The sequence below is a fragment of the Sphingopyxis sp. OAS728 genome (assembly GCF_014873485.1).
Classification (GTDB): domain Bacteria; phylum Pseudomonadota; class Alphaproteobacteria; order Sphingomonadales; family Sphingomonadaceae; genus Sphingopyxis.
The window spans coordinates 4,797,910-4,815,248 of record NZ_JADBDT010000001.1 but is presented as its reverse complement, the minus strand read 5'-3'; the positions used below and the strand labels follow the sequence as shown (position 1 = coordinate 4,815,248).

General features: G+C 65.1%; 11 protein-coding genes. 2 read left to right on the top strand and 9 right to left on the bottom strand.

Annotation, left to right across the window (positions count from 1 at the left end):
* Together GGC65_RS22685 and GGC65_RS22680 are read right to left on the bottom strand one after the other, a co-directional pair.
* Positions 1-3,093: a TonB-dependent receptor domain-containing protein gene (locus GGC65_RS22685; RefSeq protein WP_225940967.1), complete on the bottom strand. Its 3,093-nt coding sequence runs from the start codon at positions 3,091-3,093 to the stop codon at positions 1-3.
* Between the two features lie 46 nt (positions 3,094-3,139).
* Positions 3,140-4,468, bottom strand: coding sequence for a dicarboxylate/amino acid:cation symporter (locus tag GGC65_RS22680; protein WP_192649691.1), 1,329 nt, complete (start codon positions 4,466-4,468; stop codon positions 3,140-3,142).
* A 237-nt stretch (positions 4,469-4,705) separates the two neighbouring features.
* On the opposite strand from GGC65_RS22680, the gene GGC65_RS22675 reads away from it, so the two are divergent.
* The gene (locus tag GGC65_RS22675; RefSeq protein ID WP_192649227.1) at positions 4,706-6,502 is read left to right on the top strand and encodes a sensor histidine kinase; all 1,797 of its coding nucleotides are present in this window, start codon (positions 4,706-4,708) and stop codon (positions 6,500-6,502) included.
* Complete coding sequence (locus tag GGC65_RS22670; RefSeq protein WP_192649226.1) at positions 6,499-7,836, top strand: sigma-54-dependent transcriptional regulator; 1,338 nt, start codon at positions 6,499-6,501, stop codon at positions 7,834-7,836. Before GGC65_RS22675 ends, GGC65_RS22670 begins: the two co-directional genes overlap by 4 nt.
* 143 nt (positions 7,837-7,979) lie before the next feature.
* Here GGC65_RS22670 and GGC65_RS22665 read toward each other — a convergent pair whose 3' ends face one another.
* From GGC65_RS22665 to GGC65_RS22635, 7 genes are all read right to left on the bottom strand, one after another.
* Positions 7,980-9,170 (bottom strand): dipeptidase, encoded by a 1,191-nt coding sequence (locus tag GGC65_RS22665; protein WP_192649225.1) that lies wholly within the window; start codon positions 9,168-9,170, stop codon positions 7,980-7,982.
* Positions 9,167-10,738, bottom strand: coding sequence for a serine hydrolase (locus GGC65_RS22660; protein ID WP_192649224.1), 1,572 nt, complete (start codon positions 10,736-10,738; stop codon positions 9,167-9,169). The genes GGC65_RS22665 and GGC65_RS22660 overlap by 4 nt, the downstream gene beginning before the upstream one ends.
* Entirely contained in the window at positions 10,735-11,874 is a 1,140-nt protein-coding gene (locus tag GGC65_RS22655) for a hypothetical protein (RefSeq protein WP_192649223.1), read from the bottom strand. The genes GGC65_RS22660 and GGC65_RS22655 overlap by 4 nt, the downstream gene beginning before the upstream one ends.
* Positions 11,871-12,911, bottom strand: coding sequence for a DUF1611 domain-containing protein (locus tag GGC65_RS22650; protein ID WP_192649222.1), 1,041 nt, complete (start codon positions 12,909-12,911; stop codon positions 11,871-11,873). The genes GGC65_RS22655 and GGC65_RS22650 overlap by 4 nt, the downstream gene beginning before the upstream one ends.
* Positions 12,912-12,931: 20 nt before the next feature.
* Positions 12,932-15,079 carry a TonB-dependent receptor gene (locus tag GGC65_RS22645; RefSeq protein ID WP_192649221.1) on the bottom strand — a complete coding sequence of 716 codons (2,148 nt, stop codon included), beginning with the start codon at positions 15,077-15,079 and terminating at the stop codon, positions 12,932-12,934.
* A gap of 34 nt (positions 15,080-15,113) precedes the next feature.
* Positions 15,114-16,256, bottom strand: coding sequence for a dipeptidase (locus GGC65_RS22640; RefSeq protein WP_192649220.1), 1,143 nt, complete (start codon positions 16,254-16,256; stop codon positions 15,114-15,116).
* 82 nt (positions 16,257-16,338) lie between these two features.
* Positions 16,339-17,328 carry a dipeptide epimerase gene (locus tag GGC65_RS22635; RefSeq protein WP_192649219.1) on the bottom strand — a complete coding sequence of 330 codons (990 nt, stop codon included), beginning with the start codon at positions 17,326-17,328 and terminating at the stop codon, positions 16,339-16,341.
* Between the last annotated feature and the right edge of the window lie 11 nt (positions 17,329-17,339).

Below are 17,339 nucleotides of genomic sequence, written 5' to 3'. Positions count from 1 at the left end.
TCAAAACTCCGTGGTGACCGAGCTGTACCAGTAGCGGCCATAGGGGTTGTAGAGCGACCCCAGATAGCCTTCGGACGACAGCGGCGGCTTTTCATTGGTGATGTTGCGCACCCCGACGCGCCACCGCATGTCGCCGCCGAGGCCGCCGGCATCCTTGATACGCACCTGCGCGTAGAGGTTGCCGGTGAGCTGCGACTTGACGCGCCACGGGTTGCCGTCGGCATCGACGAAGGCGGTTTCGTCGACCGCGCCGGTATAGCGCGCGAAGGCGCCGATCTGGAACTGGCCCAGCGACCAGGTGAGCGAGGCGGTGCCGCGCCATTTCGGGCGACCGTTGGCCTCGATCAGATTCTGCGTCTCGGGCAGCGGCGTCCCGGCGTTGATGTCGCCGGCTTCGCGCGCTGCGACGAGCATGTCGACCGCATCGCCCGGCGCGCGCGAGAATTTGAGCAGCCGCGTCGCGTTGACCGAGAAATCGAACTTGCCGACATCGGTCTTAGGCGACTGCCAATAGAAAGCGAAGTCGAGCCCGCGGACGGTTTGCGGCTGCAGGTTGATGAACTGGTCGCGCACCGTGGTGATCGCGCCCACCGGGGCGATCCCGGTCCCTGCGAACTCGGCGATATCGTCGGCGTCCGGCGCGGCGCGGATGACATTGGGATTGGACGATCCCTGAAGGCGGAGCAGATAATCGAGCGCGACTGCGGTGTCGTTGCCGAGGATGCCGACGATGCCCTTCTGCTTGATCGACCAATAGTCGACGGTGAAGGTCATGCGGCCGAGATCCGACGGCAGGAAGGTCGGCTCGAACACCGCGCCGAGGTTATAGTTGGTGCTCTTCTCGGGCTTCAGGTCGGGGTTGCCCGAGACGCGGCGCGAATAGCCGACATTGTTGCCGCACGCGGTGAAATTGGGGATCCGGCCGGCGCGGAGATCGACCTCGCAGCGCAGGAAATCCTGGCTGGTCGCGAGGCGTGCATATTCGACCGCGTTGACCTGTTCGAGGTTCGGCGCGCGGAACCCCTGCGAGAAGGAGCCGCGGAAACGAACGCCGTCGACGACGTCCCATGCCGCCGCGATTTTCGGCCGCGCGACACTGCCGAAATCGCTGTAATGCTCGAAGCGCCCGGCAAGCTGGACGTCGAAGCGGCGGACGAGCGGGATGTTCATCTCCTCCGAAACCAGCGGGACCGCGAGTTCGGCATAGCCGGCGGCGACGGTGCGCTTGCCATAGGTGTCGGGATTGTCGCTGACCGCCGCGGCATCGCTGATCGTCACCGCGCCCGACACCGCATCGATGAAGGGGCTCGACCCGTCGACGGCGGAATCGCGATCATCGCGCTGGGTTTCGCGCCGCACTTCGAGACCGAAGGCGACGCCGACATCGCCGCCGGGCAGCGTGAGCAGATCGGCACGCGAGGCGCGGAAATCGCCCATCGTCAGCGTCGTTTTCGACCGTCGCTGGAGCTGGAAGGTGATCGCGTCGATCGCCGCCTGCGAGCTGGGGGTGCAATCGCCCGAGCTCAGGCTGTCGATGCAGCCGCCGTTGAAGGGGTTATAGGCGTCGGGGGTAGCGAGCGCGAGGCTCTGCTGGAGCGCCGAGCTGCGCACCGCGAGGCTGCTGTCGACCGCCGAGGCTTCGGAATAGACGAAGGCGCTGTCCCATTTGAAGCCCGCGACCTCGCCGCGAACACCGATCAGCCCGCGTAGCTGCTCGCCGCTGACCTTCACCGCCTGCGGCCCGGTGTCGACGAAGCGATAGGTGGTCAGCAGCACCGGCAGCCCCGCCGCGGGTACGTTCACGAGCCCCGGGATGCGGTTGGGGTTCGGTTGGCCATTGATCGTCGTCGCGCCGAACGGGTTGTAATAGTTCGACGCCGGGATCCAGATCTGATTGAGGTTGATCACCGGCGGCTGGATGCGCGTCGTGTTCGAACGGTAATAGCCGAACTCGCCGAACAGAGTCAGGTCGTCGGTCACGTCATAATGGCCGTTCACGAAGGCATTATAGCGTTTGACGCTGGGCATCACGGTGGTGCCGACGGCGGTATCATAGCGCAGGTCGCGGAACGCATTGTTCGTCGCGAGCGCGGTGTTCACGAGGCAGAGGTCGGCGGTGAGCGCCTGCGTGCATCCGCCAAGCCGCGTCGGGCGGACGGTGAAGGCGCCCGCCGCAGTCGTCAGGTTCGTTGCGCCGCGGCGCGGCCGGCCGCCGGTGACGGGGACCTGCAGCGCCGGCCAGGCACCGCGCGTCGCGCGTGCATCGGGGGTCAGCGAGTCGGCGAAGTCGGGATAATCGGCGAAGAGCGGACGCAGGTTCGCCGAAGCGGTGAAATGCTGATCCTCAGCGCGCAATGCCGAGCGGTCGGTATATTCGAACGAGGCCGTGATATTGCCGCGCGCGAAGCTCTTGCCCGCAAGAATATTGCCCTGGAATTCGCGCAGGTGCGTGCCCTCGGCGCCGCCATATTGCGCCTGCATCCTCAGGCCGTCGTAATTGTCCTTGAGCACCGTGTTGACGACGCCCGCGACGGCATCCGAACCGTAGAGCGCGGCGGCGCCGTCGAGCAGAACTTCGAGGCGGTCGAGCCCCGTCGTCGGGATCGCGTTCGAGTTGTAGCTGAGTACCGGGACCGTGCCGGTGTCCGACAGGCCCTGGCTGGCGGGGTGAGTGACGATGCGGCGGCCGTTGAGCAGCACGAGCGTGTTGCCGACGCCGAGCGAACGCAGGTTGACCGAACCAACGTCGCCGCGCGCCGCATTGCTGGTCTGCGCATTGTTGCCGGGGTTGAAGCTGACGTCGCCCATCTGCGGGATGTTGCGGATCAGTTCGTCGCCGCTGACCGCGCCGATCGCGTCGAGCTTGTCCTGATTGACCACGACAACGGGCAGAGCCTCGGTGACGCGCGCGCCCTCGATGCGGGTGCCGACGACGACGATATCGCCTGCGGCTTCGCCATCGGGCTGCGGCCCAATAGCGTCAGCGGCTTCGGCGGCGGGGTCTGCTTCGGCCGTCTGCGCCAGCGCGGGAGCACTCGCGAGAAGGCAGATCGCCGTGCTGGCCAGAAGCATCGTTCCCATTGTCCGTTTCATTGTCACTCTCCCCAATTTTTTCTCTGAATTTCGTATTTTGCCGGTGTCAGTCGCTGTCCGTTTCGACGGGTGCTGCCGCAAGCGGTGCGGGCTCGCCGCTGAGCGCGCGATTGAGCGCGTCGCGATCGAGTGCCTTTTCCCAGATCGCGACGACGATTGCGGCGAGCGCGTTGCCGATGAAGTTGGTGAGCGCGCGGCACTCGCTCATGAAGCGGTCGATGCCGAGGATCAGCGCGAGCCCGGCGACAGGCACCGTCGGCACCGCGGTGAGCGTCGCGGCGAGTGTGATGAAGCCTGCGCCGGTGACGCCGGCCGCGCCCTTCGAACTCACCATCGCGACGAGCAGCAGCGCGATCTGGTCGCCGAGGCTGAGGTCGATACCCGTTGCCTGCGCGACGAACAGCGCCGCGAGCGTCATGTAGATGTTGGTGCCGTCGAGGTTGAAGCTGTAGCCCGTCGGCACGACCATGCCGACGACCGATTTGGCGCAGCCCGCTTTCTCCAGCTTGTCCATCAGGCTCGGCAGCGCTGCCTCGGACGACGAGGTTCCAAGCACGAGCAGCAGTTCGGCCTTGAGATAGGCGATCAGCCGGAAGATCGAAAAACCGCAGAGCCGCGCCATGCCGCCAAGGACGATGACGACGAACAGGATCGAGGTCAGATAGAAGGTCGCGATCAGCGCGCCGAGATTGACGAGCGACTCCACGCCATATTCGCCGATGGTGAACGCCATCGCGCCGAATGCGCCGATCGGCGCGAAGCGCATCAACATGCCTACGAGATAGAAGAAGACGCTCGACAGCTTTTCGAGCATGCCGAGCACCTGCGCGCCCGCGGCGCCGGTGTGCGACAGCGCGATGCCGAACAGGATCGCCGCAAACAGCGCCTGCAGGATCGACCCCGAGGTCAATGCCGAGACGAAGGTCGTTGGGATGATTGCCAGCAGGAAACCGACGAGCGAGGTGTCGTGCGCCTTCGCATCATATTCGGCGATCTTGGCAACCGCGTTGGGATCGAGCGTCGCCGGGTCGATGTTCATCCCCGCGCCCGGTTGCACCACATTGGCGACGATCAGCCCGATGATCAAAGCGAGGGTCGAGAAGAAGAGGAAATAGGCGAAGGTCTTGGCCGTCAGGCGGCCGAGCGTCTTGCCGCTGCCGACCGATGCGATGCCGGTCGACACGGTGAGGAAGATCACCGGCGCGATGATCATCTTGACGAGGTCGATGAAGCCCTTGCCGAGCGGCTGGAGCTGGACGCCGATGTCGGGCCAGAAATGGCCGAGCAGGATGCCGCCCGCGATCGCCGCGAGCACCTGCACATAAAGATGCGACCACCACGGCCCGGTCTTCGCCGGCACGTGCGCCGCATTCATGTCGATCGTGGCTGCCACCAGCCTCTCCCCATATAGTGCGTCCGGCTCGACGCGGACCGGGGTGTTTCCCGGCCTTTGGCTGAAAATAGGGGCAGGATAGAATCGCGGTCAAACGCCGAGAAATTCATATTCAAGATATTGTTATTATTGATATATCACTGGAACTGAGCTGACGAGAAAAGCCAATTTGTGCAAAATACCGCATACGTAGCCAGGGATTTGTGCAATAATTCGCACATGACGTTGCAGAGTGATTCGACCGCAGCGGGCGCACACCCCAACCGCCGACGGCTGTTTGTCGCCGTCGCGATCGGGCTAGTTGCCCTGCTCGCCGCGGGATTGGGGCTGACGCAATGGGCGGCGGGACGCGCGAGCGCGCAGGCCGACATCGAGGCGCGGCAAAATGCCCGCGCGCACGCGAGCCTGCTCGAAAGCGAATTGCAGAAATTCCGCTTGCTCCCGCGCGTGCTCACCGAATTTCCCGACGTCCGCGCCGCGCTGGCCGACAAGAGCGACGCGGCGTCGCGCCGGCTCGACCGCGAACTCGAACAGCTTGCGGTACGCACCGACGCGACGGTGATCTATGTCATCGGCGCCGACGGCACGACGATCGCGGCGAGCAACTGGCGCGCGCCGACGAGCTTTGTCGGCGAGAATTACCGTTTCCGCCCCTATTTCCAGGGCGCAATGAAAAGCGGCGAGGCCGAGCTGTTCGCGCTCGGCACGGTCAGCGGACGCCCCGGCCTCTACCTCGCGCGCCGCGTCGATGTCGGCGGCCGCCAGCTCGGCGTGATCGTGCTCAAGGTCGAGTTCGACAAGCTGGAATCGCGCTGGGCCGATTCCGCTGCGGCGACGCTCGTCACCGATGCGGCGGGGATCGTCGTGATGAGCAGCGAGCCACGCTGGCGCTTCCGCTCCTTTGCGCCCATTTCGGCCGAAACACAGCAGCGGCTTCGCGCGACGCGCAGCTATGGCGAGGCCCGGCTCGATCCCTTGCCGGTCGGCCGCGCCGGGGACGGCATCCGTGTCGGCGCGGACCTGTTCCGCGAGGCCGACGAGCGCGTCTCCTTCCCCGGCGGCACGCTCCGTCTGCTCCAGCCTGCCGAACCCGCGCGCGCCAGCGCCAATGCGACCGCGCGCGTCGCCTTCCTCGTCTTGCTGATCCTCGTCGGCGCGGCGATCGTCACATTGCTCCGCGTCGTCGAGCGGCAGACGCTGCGGCAGGCCGCGCATGAAGCGCTCGAACGCGAGGTCGCGGCCCGCACGCGCGACTTGCGGAACGCCAATGACGAACTGCGCCTCGCATCCGAACGGCAGCGCGAAACCGACCGTCGCTATCGTGCCGCGCGCGAAGAACTCGCTCAGGCAAGCCGCCTGGGATCGATCGGCCAGATCACCGCGGGCGTCGCGCACGAGATCAACCAGCCGATCGCCGCGATCCGGACCTTTGCCGAGAACAGCCTGCGCTATCTGGAGCGCGAACAGCCCGACAAGGCGCGGGGCAATCTCGATACGATCGTGGAACTGACTGCGCGGGTCGGGGCGATCACCAACGAACTGCGCAATTTTGCGCGCCGCAAGCCGACGCCGCTGGGGCCGGTGGCGGTACAGTCGGCGGTCGACGGGACATTGCTCCTGATCGGCGACCGGCTACGCGCGCAGGGCATCGCGCTCGACGTCGAAATCGAAAATCCTGCGGCGTCAGTGCACGCAGACCCCGTCCGGCTCGAGCAGGTGCTCGTCAACCTTCTGCAAAACGCCGCCGAGGCTGTGCATGGCGCAAAAGATCCGCGCATCGCGCTCCATACGCACGGCGCCGACCCGGTCCATATCGACGTGTGCGACAATGGCCCCGGCGTTCCCGCCGACCTCTTGCCGCAGCTCTTCACGCCCTTCGTCACCGGCCGCCCCGACGGACTAGGTCTCGGGCTTGCGATTGCCAGCGATATCATGGCCGAATTCGGCGGTACGCTGACGCTGAACCCCTCGCCGCTCGGCGGCGCGGGGTTCCGCCTGACGTTGAGGCCCGCATGAGCTTTTTCACCGTCGAGCAGACGATCTTTTTCGTCGACGACGACGCGGCGCTGCGCGAAGCGAATGTCCAGACGCTCGACCTCGCGGGGCTGGCGGTCGAAGCCTTTCCCGATGCGCAAAGCGTGCTGCCGCGCATCGAGGCGGGCTTCTCCGGCATCGTCGTCACCGACATCCGCATGCCGGGAATGGACGGGCTCGAACTCCGCGCGGCGATCCACGCGATCGATCCCGACATTCCCGTCATCCTGATCACCGGTCACGCCGATGTCGCCATGGCGGTGCGCGCGCTCCACGACGGCGCGTTCGACTTCCTCGCCAAGCCCTTCGCCGCCGATCATCTCGTCGGCATCGCGCGGCGAGCGCTCGCACACCGCGCGCTCATTCTCGACAATCGGCGGCTGACCACGGCGGCGGCGGCGATCGACAGCCCGCTGATCGGCGAGAGCTCGGCGATGATGCGGCTGCGCGAGACGATCGCGCAGCTGGCGCAGGCCGATATCGATGTGCTGATCGAAGGCGAAACGGGGACGGGCAAGGAACTCGTCGCGCATATGCTCCACCGCCAGAGCCGGCGGAGCGCGGCATCGCTGGTCGCGGTGAACTGCGCCGCGCTACCGCAGGAACTGGCGGAAGCCGAATTGTTCGGCAGCGACCTTATCGACCGCGCGACGGGCAAGCTCGGTCAAGCCGGCCGCATCCGCAGCGCGCATCGCGGCACCTTGTTCCTCGACGAGATCGACACGATGCACCCGTCGGTGCAGGCCAAATTGCTGCGCGTGATCGAGGAGCGCGAGGTCCAGCCGATCGGCGCCAGCGCGCCCGAGCCCGTCGATCTGCGCGTCGTCGCGGCGACCAAGACCGACCTGATGGACGCGGTGCGCGGCGGCGATTTCCGCGAGGATCTCTATTATCGCCTGCACGTCGTGAAGCTGCGCATCCCGCCGCTGCGCGAGCGCCGCTCGGACATTCCGCAGACTTTCGCCTTCTTCCTGGACGAAGCCGCGGCGAAGATGGGCATGACGGGGTTCCAAATCGACGACGGCATCCGCCGCCACCTCGTCGAGCATGACTGGCCGGGCAATGTCCGCGAGCTCAAGAATTTCGCCTATAGCGTCGTGCTCGACTTGCCCTCCGACCCCGGTCTGTCGGCGATGCCCGCCGACGCACCGCTCGCCGAGCGGGTGCGCCGGTTCGAGGCGACGATCATCCACGACACGATGGCGCAGACGCGCGGCAATATCGCCGAAACGATGGCGCGGCTGGGGCTGCCGCGAAAGACGCTCTACGACAAGATGGCGAAGCTCGGGATCGACCCCAAGAGCTTCCGCGCTTAGCTTGCAGCCATTTTCGAAAGGGAGGCTTCTCTCTCTTCTGCTTGTCATCCCGGCGAAGGCCGGGATCCCTACCTCGCCTTCTGACGGACCGGCGAGATCCCGGCCTTCGCCGGGATGACGGTTCAAGGGAGGGTGATCATGCCCTAACCCGTCACCGGTTTCCCCTGTGCTGCCAAGACGCGCAGGATATTCCCGCTCCACATCTTTTCGATATCGGCATCCGAATAGCCCGCGGCCTTCAGCCGTTCGGTGACCTTCGGCAGCGCCGAAATATCCTCGATGCCCGGCAGGCCGCCGCCGCCATCCCAGTCGGCGCCGAAGCAGATATGGTCGACGCCGCCGACCTCGATCGCGCGCAGCACCATCTTCATATAGCCGTCGAAATCGGCCGCCCAGAGCTTCTCGGTCTTGTCGAGTTCGCGCCACTGGCGATTGAGATCGGCCTGCTCGGCGGGCGTGATCTGGCCGATGCGCTCATATTTGCCGAACAGATCGGCGCGCGCCGGCGACATGTTCATCGGCGACATGAAGATCGTCGAGATGCACATCGCGCCGCCCTTCGCCGCGAGCGCCTTCAACCGTCCCTCGTCGAGGTTGCGCGGGTGGTCGAAAGCCGAACGCAGGCTCGAATGCGAGAGCAGGATCGGATATTTGGACAATGCCAGGATCTGGTCGAATGCCGCATCGGACGAATGGCTCGCGTCGATGACAATGCCAAGGCGGTTCATCTCCGCGACCCACTGCTTGCCGAGCGGGCTCAGCCCCTTCCAGCGCCCCTCGCCCGTCGCGCTGTCGGCAAACTGATTGTCCTTCGAATGTACCGGCCCCGCGAGGCGCAGCCCCTTGTCGTAAAATTCCTTCAGCAGCGAAAGGTCCTCGCCGAGCGGATAGCTGTTCTCCATCGATTTGAAGGCGATGAGCTTGCCTTCCCTGTTCAGCCGCACCGCGTCGGCCGCAGTCAGCGCCGGTGCGATCGCGGCCGAGTTCGCGGCAATGGTCTTGTCGATCAGGTCCGACCGCCCTCGCGCAAAGGCGAGCGCATCGGCATAGCCCTTCGGCGTCAACGGCCCCTGATCGGTGTAGATGGCGAAAAAGCCGCCATCGAGATTGCCGTCCTTCATCCGCGGGATATCGAGTTGCGCCATGTCGTCGGCGAGCGCATGACGGTCGGCGAAGCTCCAGCCCGCGCGCTCGAAATGGAGCGGCGTGTCGAGGTGGGTGTCGAGCACGAGCATCCGGCTGTGCAGCGGCGCCTGCGCTTCTTTCGGCTTGTCGCCTCCGGTCGAACAGGCCGTGAGCGCGGTGGCCGTCAACAATATGGCGAAACGCTTCACTTCTTGTCCTCCACAGGCTTCAGGTCGAGATCGTGATAGTCCCAGCTGAAGTCGGCGATCTTGCTCACCGCCTTCAACGTCACGCCGGTGATTTTGCCCTCGGCATCGAGCGCGAAGGTCACATAGGCGGGCTCGATCGCCGGATCGTCGAAATCGGTGACGAAGCTGTCATACTGCCAATGTTTGAGCCGCCCCGCCATCCGCGGCGTCGAGGTGAAATCGATCGTCAGGCCGGTCGATGCCTGCCCGATCACGATGTCGCCATACCAGGGATCGCGGTAGCGGCCCGCATAGCGCGCCAGTTCGAGCGAGGGACCGCTCTCAGCCGGCGACGCCTTTGCCTGTTTCAGAAACTCGACTCCCCCTGCGAGCCGCGACTGATACCAATCCTCCCACTTCTGGATCCAACCATAGTCGGGCTGGTCCAGATAATGATCGAGCAGATCGTAGGTGAGGCCGAGCAGCATGCCGCTGTCCTCGCTGTTCATCATGATCGCGAAGCCGACATTTTTGTCGGGGATCATTACGACGCGCGTGATCGAACCGAAGACCCCGCCGCCATGCTGGATGATGCGGTGGCCGCGATAATCCTGCACCTGCCATCCGAGCGCATAGGCCTGCTGCGTCGGCTGCGCGGGCTTGAGCTGGTCGGGAAGCGGCGAGATCGGCATCGGCGTCACGGGCGCCCACATTTCGGCCGCCTGTTTCTCGCTGAATAGGCGTTTTCCGCCCGGCAGCGCGCCATGCGCGAGCTGGATCTTGAGCCACGCCGCCATGTCGTCGGCGCTGAGCGCGAGGCCGCCCGCGGGCGCGCCATTGCGCCCCAATTCGTCGCGCTCGTTGAGCGCCGCCTGCGGGCCGAGACCGCGCAGCGCGCCCGACAGCCGCGCATGCGGCCACGACCGGTTGGGAATGCGGAAGCGGTCTTCGCTGTCGCTCGTCGCATTCTTCATCCCGCCGGCGCGCAGCACGCGGGCGCGGATGAAATCCTCCCACGTCTGTCCGGTGACTTCCTCGATCAACTGGCCCGCGACCGCGTAGAGGATATTGTCATAGGCATAGGCCGAGCGGAAACTCGTCTTGGGCTTGAGGTAGGCGACGCGTTCCACCGTCTGCTTGCGCGTCAGATGCGTGCGCGGCACGAACATCAGGTCGCCCTGCCCCAGCCCGAGCCCGCTCCCGTGGACGAGCAGGTCGCGGATCGTGATTTCGCGCGTGACCCATGCGTCATACATGCGGAACCAGGGCATATGCTTGATGACGGGATCGTCCCACGCGATCTTGCCCTCGTCAACGAGGATCGCGAGCGCCGCGGCGGTCATCGCCTTGCCGGTCGATCCGGTCTGGAAGATCGTCTGTTCATCGACCGGCGCGCGTTCGCCGATCTTGCGCACCCCCCAGCCGCGCGACAGCGTCGTCTTGCCATCCTCAACGATCGCGATGGAGACACCTGCGGCGCCGACTTTCTTGCGCAGCGCCTCGACGCTTTCTCCGATATCGGCGGGCGGTTCGGCCCACGCAGGCACGGCGGCCGACAGCATCAGCGACAGGGCAAGCAGGCGTTTCATGGCAAGGCCTCCATATGGGGAGCGGTGGACGGGCGCAGCAGGCGCCAGGTTCCGATGGTGATGAGCGGCAGGACGAACACTGCGAGGAACAGCCAGGCGAGGAAGCGGTATCCGCTCGCGATCAGGTCGACGAGGCCGATCTCGCCCGCGACGAACATGCAGCCGGTGAGGATGACCGCGCCGATGATCGCGCGCGCACCGGTCGAGAGCGGCGGCCGCCCGTGGCTCTCGATCGCGCCCGAAATCCGTTCGTTGATCGCATGCACCGAACCCGCCCCGCTTTCGAGCAGCGCGGCAAAGATCATCACCTGAAACAGGATATGGAAACCCGGCACCGTCATCTGGCGGAGCAGGAAATCCGACGGCAGGGTCTCGTCGCCGATCGCGGGATAGAAGGCCATCATCGCGACGAAGAAGAGGATCGCGGGCAGCATCGACAGCGGCCCCGCGATCAGCCCGGCGACGACAGCGTCGCGCTGGTGCCTCAGGTGGCGCAGCACGGGCAGGATCACCACGGCGCCGACGATATTATAGCTCGCGTAAGTGAGCCCGCCCGCCATCCAGTTGCCCGACGGCGGCGGCGCGTTCGCGAAGCCCTGCCCGATCAGTCCGCCGAAACTGGCGAGCGCGAGGACAAGGAACAGGCCATAGACGGCATAAAGCAGGATCGAGACATATTTGAACATCTGCTCGACCACGCCGGTGCCCCACGCGGTGACCGCGACGATCGACACGGCGAGCAGCAGCACGCCCGCAAGTTCAGGCCAGCCAAAGGTTGCCGCACCGATCGCACCCGCCGCGGCGCCGAACACCGCGAGGATCAGGACGACGAAGATGATGTAGGCAATTTCGAACGCGATCCAGGCGGGCCCCAGAAGTCCCTTGAAAAAGCTGCGATAATCATAGGCGCCGAGCTTGATCGCGAGCGCGAAGGTCAGCGCGGCGACGACGCTCCAGATCAAGGTCGCGAGCAGCATCGCGGACAGCCCGCCCCACGGCCCTGACGGCACGAAATATTCGGCCAGCTCGCGCCCCGTGGCATAGCCGCCGCCGATAATCACAGCCTTCAGCGCAAAACCGGGCAGCAGGTAGCGCTGGAACCAGCTCGACCCGCTGCCCGTCTCGCCCACACTCACGCGAGACACTTTTCGACGAGCGCGTCGAACCCTGCTCCGCCGCGGATCGGATCGGCCACGGGAAGCCCGAGCCGTTCGCGTTCGGCCGCCATCAGCGCCTCGGCCGCGTTGGCGTCAAAACTCGATGTGTTGAAGCTGACGCCGCCGCAGCGGATCGCGGGATTGGTACGGCTTCCGAGGCGGATCGTCATATCGATAACCTCCTCGACCGAAGGCAAGGCAAAGCTTTCCATGCCGAGGATGACGCTGCGCGTGGGATCGTGACAGACGACGAAGACGTCGGGCTGGCTGCCGTGGAGCAGGCCGAGCGACACCGGGGCGTAAGCGGGGTTGAAGATCGACCCCTGCCCTTCGATCACGTCCCAATGACTATCGGGCGCATCGGGGCTCAGCATTTCGGCCGCCCCTGCCTCGAAATCCGACACGACCGCGTCCATCGGCATGCCGCCGCCCGCGATCATGATGCCGGTCTGGCCGGTCGCGCGAAAATCGGCGTCGAGGCCGCGCGCGATGAGGGCGCGGTGCAAGGCTAGCGCAGTATATTTCTTGCCGAGCGCACAGTCGGTGCCGACGGTGAGCAGCCGCTTGCCCGCCCGCTTGCGCCCCGTTCCCACGGGGATCGCGGGCGGCGGGGTGCGGATGTCGATAAGCCGCTGTCCCGTCCGCGCCGCCGCCTCGACGAGCGCAGGAACGCTCGTCAGCTTGGTGTGGAGCCCGCTCACGATGTCGAGCCCCGCCTCCATCGCCTCGACGAGCACCGCGACCCACGCTGCGCCGATGATGCCGCCCTGATTGGCGACGCCGATCACCAGCGAGCGCGCCCCCGCCGCCCGCGCCTCGGCGGGCGAGAGGCGCGGCAGGCCGGTCGAAACGGTGCAACCGCCGATCGCCCATTCGCCCGTACAGCGATCACCCGCCCAATCGGCGAGACCGAAGGCGGTCTTGGCATAGGCCGCATTGGTCGTGTCGCCGAGGAACAGCAGATAGGGTTGCGGCAGGGTCAGGCTGTCCTCCAGCCTGCCGATAGGCGCGTTCATCTTGCCCAACTCCAATTCGCTCAAAAGGCCATATCGAGCGCGACGCCGATCGTCCGCGGCTGCAGCGGAATGCTCGTTTGATACGCCTGCGTACCAAAGGCGTCGAGCGTATAGGACCGCTGCGTCGCCGCCCGCTCGTTCGCAAGGTTGCGAGCATAAACGCGGATCGTCCAATGATCGTCGAAGGTCACGGCAGCGTTTGCGTCAAGCGCGGTATAGGCATCCGACCACAGATTGTCCGGGCTGCTGGAAGGCAGCGACGCGAGCTTCGACGAATGCCGCACGCCGACGCCGACCTTCGCCGTCGCGTTGCTGCCGATGGCAAAATTATAGTCCGCCTGCACCGATCCGGTGAATTTCGGCACGCTCGGCAGGCGGGCGCCATCGACGCCCGAGATTTCCGGTGCGTCCGCCGTCAACTTCGCATCGGCGTAGGCCGCGCTCGCAACCAGCGACAGCCCCGGCGCCGGACGCCACGTCAGCGTGCCTTCGACGCCCTTGCTGACCGCGGAAGGCCCGTTGGCCTGTCCCGTCACGCCGCCGAACGGCTGGACGACCTGAATGTCGGTCCAGTCCATATAGAAGCCGGCCACATCGACGGTCAGCGTGCTGCCCAGATTGCCCTTGAAGCCGACTTCATAGTTGACCAGCGTGTCGGCCTTGACCTGCGGCGGAACGCCGGGGAACACCACGTTCGGACCGCCCGGGCGATAGCCGTTCGCGACGCGCGCATAGATCATCGCGTCGTCGTTGATGTGGAGCTGCGGACTGACGCTGTAGATGAAGACATCTTCTTCCGAGGAGCCCGTGAAGTTGGCGACGCCGATGAACGGGCCGCTGCTGATCTGCTGGAAGTTCTGCTTGTTCTTCGCGTAGCGGAGGCCGCCGGACAGTGCGAACATGTCACCGAAATAAGCCGTCGCATTGGCGAATACCGCCATTTCCTTGAACGTCGAGGGCAGCGAGACGACGGCGCCCGGATCAAGCGCGTTGGGTGCGCCCGAGAAGTCGAACGTCCGCACGAGCTGATGGTTCTCGCTGTCCTCCTTTGTATAGAAAGCGCCGACCATCCATTCGAAGCGATCGTTGCTGGGCGACGCCAGCCGGATTTCCTGCGTGAACTTTTCCAGATCGAGCGCGATGCTGAACGGCGCGAGGCCTGCGGGCACCGCCCCACCGGTCAGCGCAGGGAAAGCGATCCCGAAAACCAGCGAGGCATCCTGCACGCTGGTCGTGCTCGTCTCGCTGTATGTCGAGACCGAGGTCAGCGTCGCAAAGCCGAGATCATAGTCGAGAACGGCCGAATAATAGTCGATGCTCTTGCGGAAGGGCTCGGGCAGGAAGGAGTTATACGACCAGCCATCGCCGATCGGGACGCCTGCCGCAGTAGCGACGACATTGTTGGTCGCGTTCGCGTCGATCGTCTGCCAGATGCCGCCGAGGCGGACGGTGAAATCCTCTGTCGCATTCCACAGCAGGCTCACCCGGCCGCCGCGCTGTTCGACATCGTTCGCATCGTTGAGCGCAGGATTGTTGACCGAACTGACATAGCCGGGCGTCTTGCGCCAAGAGAAGCTGGCCGTCATGCCAAGCTTGTCCTGGACAATCGGCGCATTGACCATGACCTGCGCGGCCCAGCCCGGATTGCCGGCTTCGTCGATGGTGAACAGCTCGCCGCCGGCCTTGACGCTGAAATCGGTCGTGCTGGGCGCGACGGTGCGGTATTTCAGCAAGCCCCCGATCGAGCTTGCGCCATAAAGCGTCCCCTGCGGTCCGCGGAGGATTTCCAGCCCGGCGATGTCATAGGGCATCAGGTCGAGCGAGTAGGTCGCGCTGCGCGCGTAGAGGCTGCTCGACCCCACCGGCGCGTCGTCCAGATAGATGCCGACCGCCTGCGCCGATCCGACCGGTGCAATACCGCGGAGCGAGATGATCGAGGTGCCCGGTTGCGAGCTGAGCACCGTCATGCCCGGGACATAACCGGCGTAATCGACCAGCGACCCCGCCCCCTGTTCGCGCAGGGCGTCGCCATTGACGACGGTGATCGAAATCGGAACATCCTGCAGCGCCTCGACGCGCTTTTGCGCGGTCACGACAATCTCGCCCGCCGTTTCCACCGCAGCGGCTTCCTGCGCCTGTACCGGCATCGCGACCATCAGTGCGGTCATGCTTGCTGCGAAAAAAAGTCCCTGTTTCATCGTCTTATCCCCAGACTTGGGCGAGCAGGCGGCGGAAATTGCCACCGAGCACGGCCCGGATGTTTTCGTTGGAATAACCGCGGCGGATTAGCTCTTCGGTCAGGTCGAAAGTTTTGAGCGGATGGTCGAAGCCGTCGATGTCGATCTTGTCGCGGAAGGCGTAGCTGCCCTTGTAGCTGTTCTTCAGCGCCGCATATTCGTCGGGCTTCATATCGTCATAGCCATGCAGATCGGCGTCCGACCCGATGCCGACATGATCGACCCCGACCAGCTTGGCGACATGGTCGATATGGTCGGCCATATGCCCGACATTGGTCGGGTCGGTGGTGCGCACGAACATGCGCACCCCCGTGATCCCCATCACCCCGCCCTTTGCGGCGAGCGCCTTGATCGCCGCATCGGTCTTGACCCGCGGATGATCGACCAGCGCACGCGCGTTGCTGTGAGTGATCGCGATCGGTCCCTTGGCGATCTCGATAGCATCCAATGTTGTCTTGTCGCCGCAATGCGAGACGTCGACGAGCATCTTCTGCTTTTCCATCTCTGCGATGATCGCGGCGCCATAGTCGCTGACGCCGCCGTCGACGCGTTCGGTGCTGCCCGATCCGATGCGATTCTGGCTGTTATAGGTGAGCTGCGCGCAGCGGAGGCCGAGGCGGCGGAACAGCGCGACATCCGCGACCTTCTCGAAATGCTCGGCATTCTGGATGCCCATGATGACGGCGCATTTCTTGTCGGCTTTCGCCCGATCGAGGTCGGCCACGGTATCGACAAGAGTGAAGACATGGCTGTTACGCCCGGCAAAGCCCTGCCAGCCGGCGAGGAATTCCATCGCTTGTGCCTTTGCGTCGGGACCGCCCAGGCCATAAGCGTTGTGAAATCCGGTGATGCCCGATGCCCGGAACTCGGCCGCTTCGGCGTCGGTCAGCCGGTGCGCGACATAATTGTCGTCGAGCGTGATCTTGAGCGGCGCGAGCATGTCGATGACGAGCGATGAGGCGACCAGATCGACCGCGCGGCGCGAGTAGTTTTTTCCCGGCGCCGCAGCAAAGGCATAGCTGCCCCGCGCGATCATCGGTGCGGACAATGCGGTACCGATCGCGCCCGCGAGTGCCGCGCGGCGCGTGATCGGGAATGACGCCGTCATCCCATCCTCCCTTATTTCGTTTCAGTCTCGACTATTGTCCTAATCAGAAAATTGTCAACCGGCTTAGGACACAAAATTGTCATCATCCCCAAATTTCGGCGGGGCAATGAATCATGCCATCGCGATATTCCACGCCGGGCACGCGATCGCGCGCGAGGAATGTCGGACCGTCGAGGTCGACGATGTCGCAAAGCTGGCCCACGAGGTAGGACGGCGCCATCGACAGGCTGGACCCCATCATATTGCCGACCATGACGTCGAGGCCGAGCTTCTTCGCCTGCCGTGCGATCGCGAGACCCTCGGTCAGACCGCCGCATTTATCGAGTTTGATGTTTACGACGTCGAAGCGGCCGACAAGCGAGGCGGTGTCCGCGAGCGACAAAGCGCTTTCGTCGGCGACGAAGGGCAACGGGCGCTTCAGCCCATCGAGGTCCGCCTCGCGACCGCGTCGCAATGGCTGCTCGAGCTGCGCGACGCGCGTTGAAACGAGCACGGGGAGCAGTTCGCCGAGCGTTTCGACATCATAGCCCTGGTTGGCATCGACACCGATCCACGCGTGCGGCCGCGCGGTGCGGATCGCGACGACGCGCGCGATGTCGTCGGAGAGATCGCCGGTCAGCTTGACCTTGATCGGAGCATCCGGATCGATCGCGAGCGCGGCTTTTGCCATCGTCTCCGCGCGATCGGCACCGAGCGTCAACGTCGAGCGCAGCGCCCTTGGCGGGTTCAGCCCGGCAAGCTCCCAAACGGGCCGCCCCGTCTGCTTCGCCTTCAGATCCCAGAAGGCGCAGTCGAGCGCATTGCGCGCGCCGCCCGGCGGAAGAAGCTGTTGCAGGTCGCCACGCGTCGCACCGTCCTCGATCGCGCCGCGGACGCGGGTCGCCTCGGCCAGCATATGCTCGATATCGTCGCCGAGATAATAGACCCCCGCCCCCTCGCCGCGCCCGACATGCGTGCCGTCCGAAAGCTCTGCAACGAGCAAGGCGGTTTCGGTGAAGACATGCCCCGAAATGCGGAACGGCTGGTGATAGGGAAAACGCTCGACCCGAAGGTCGAGCGTCAGTTCCCGCATGGCCTGCGTCG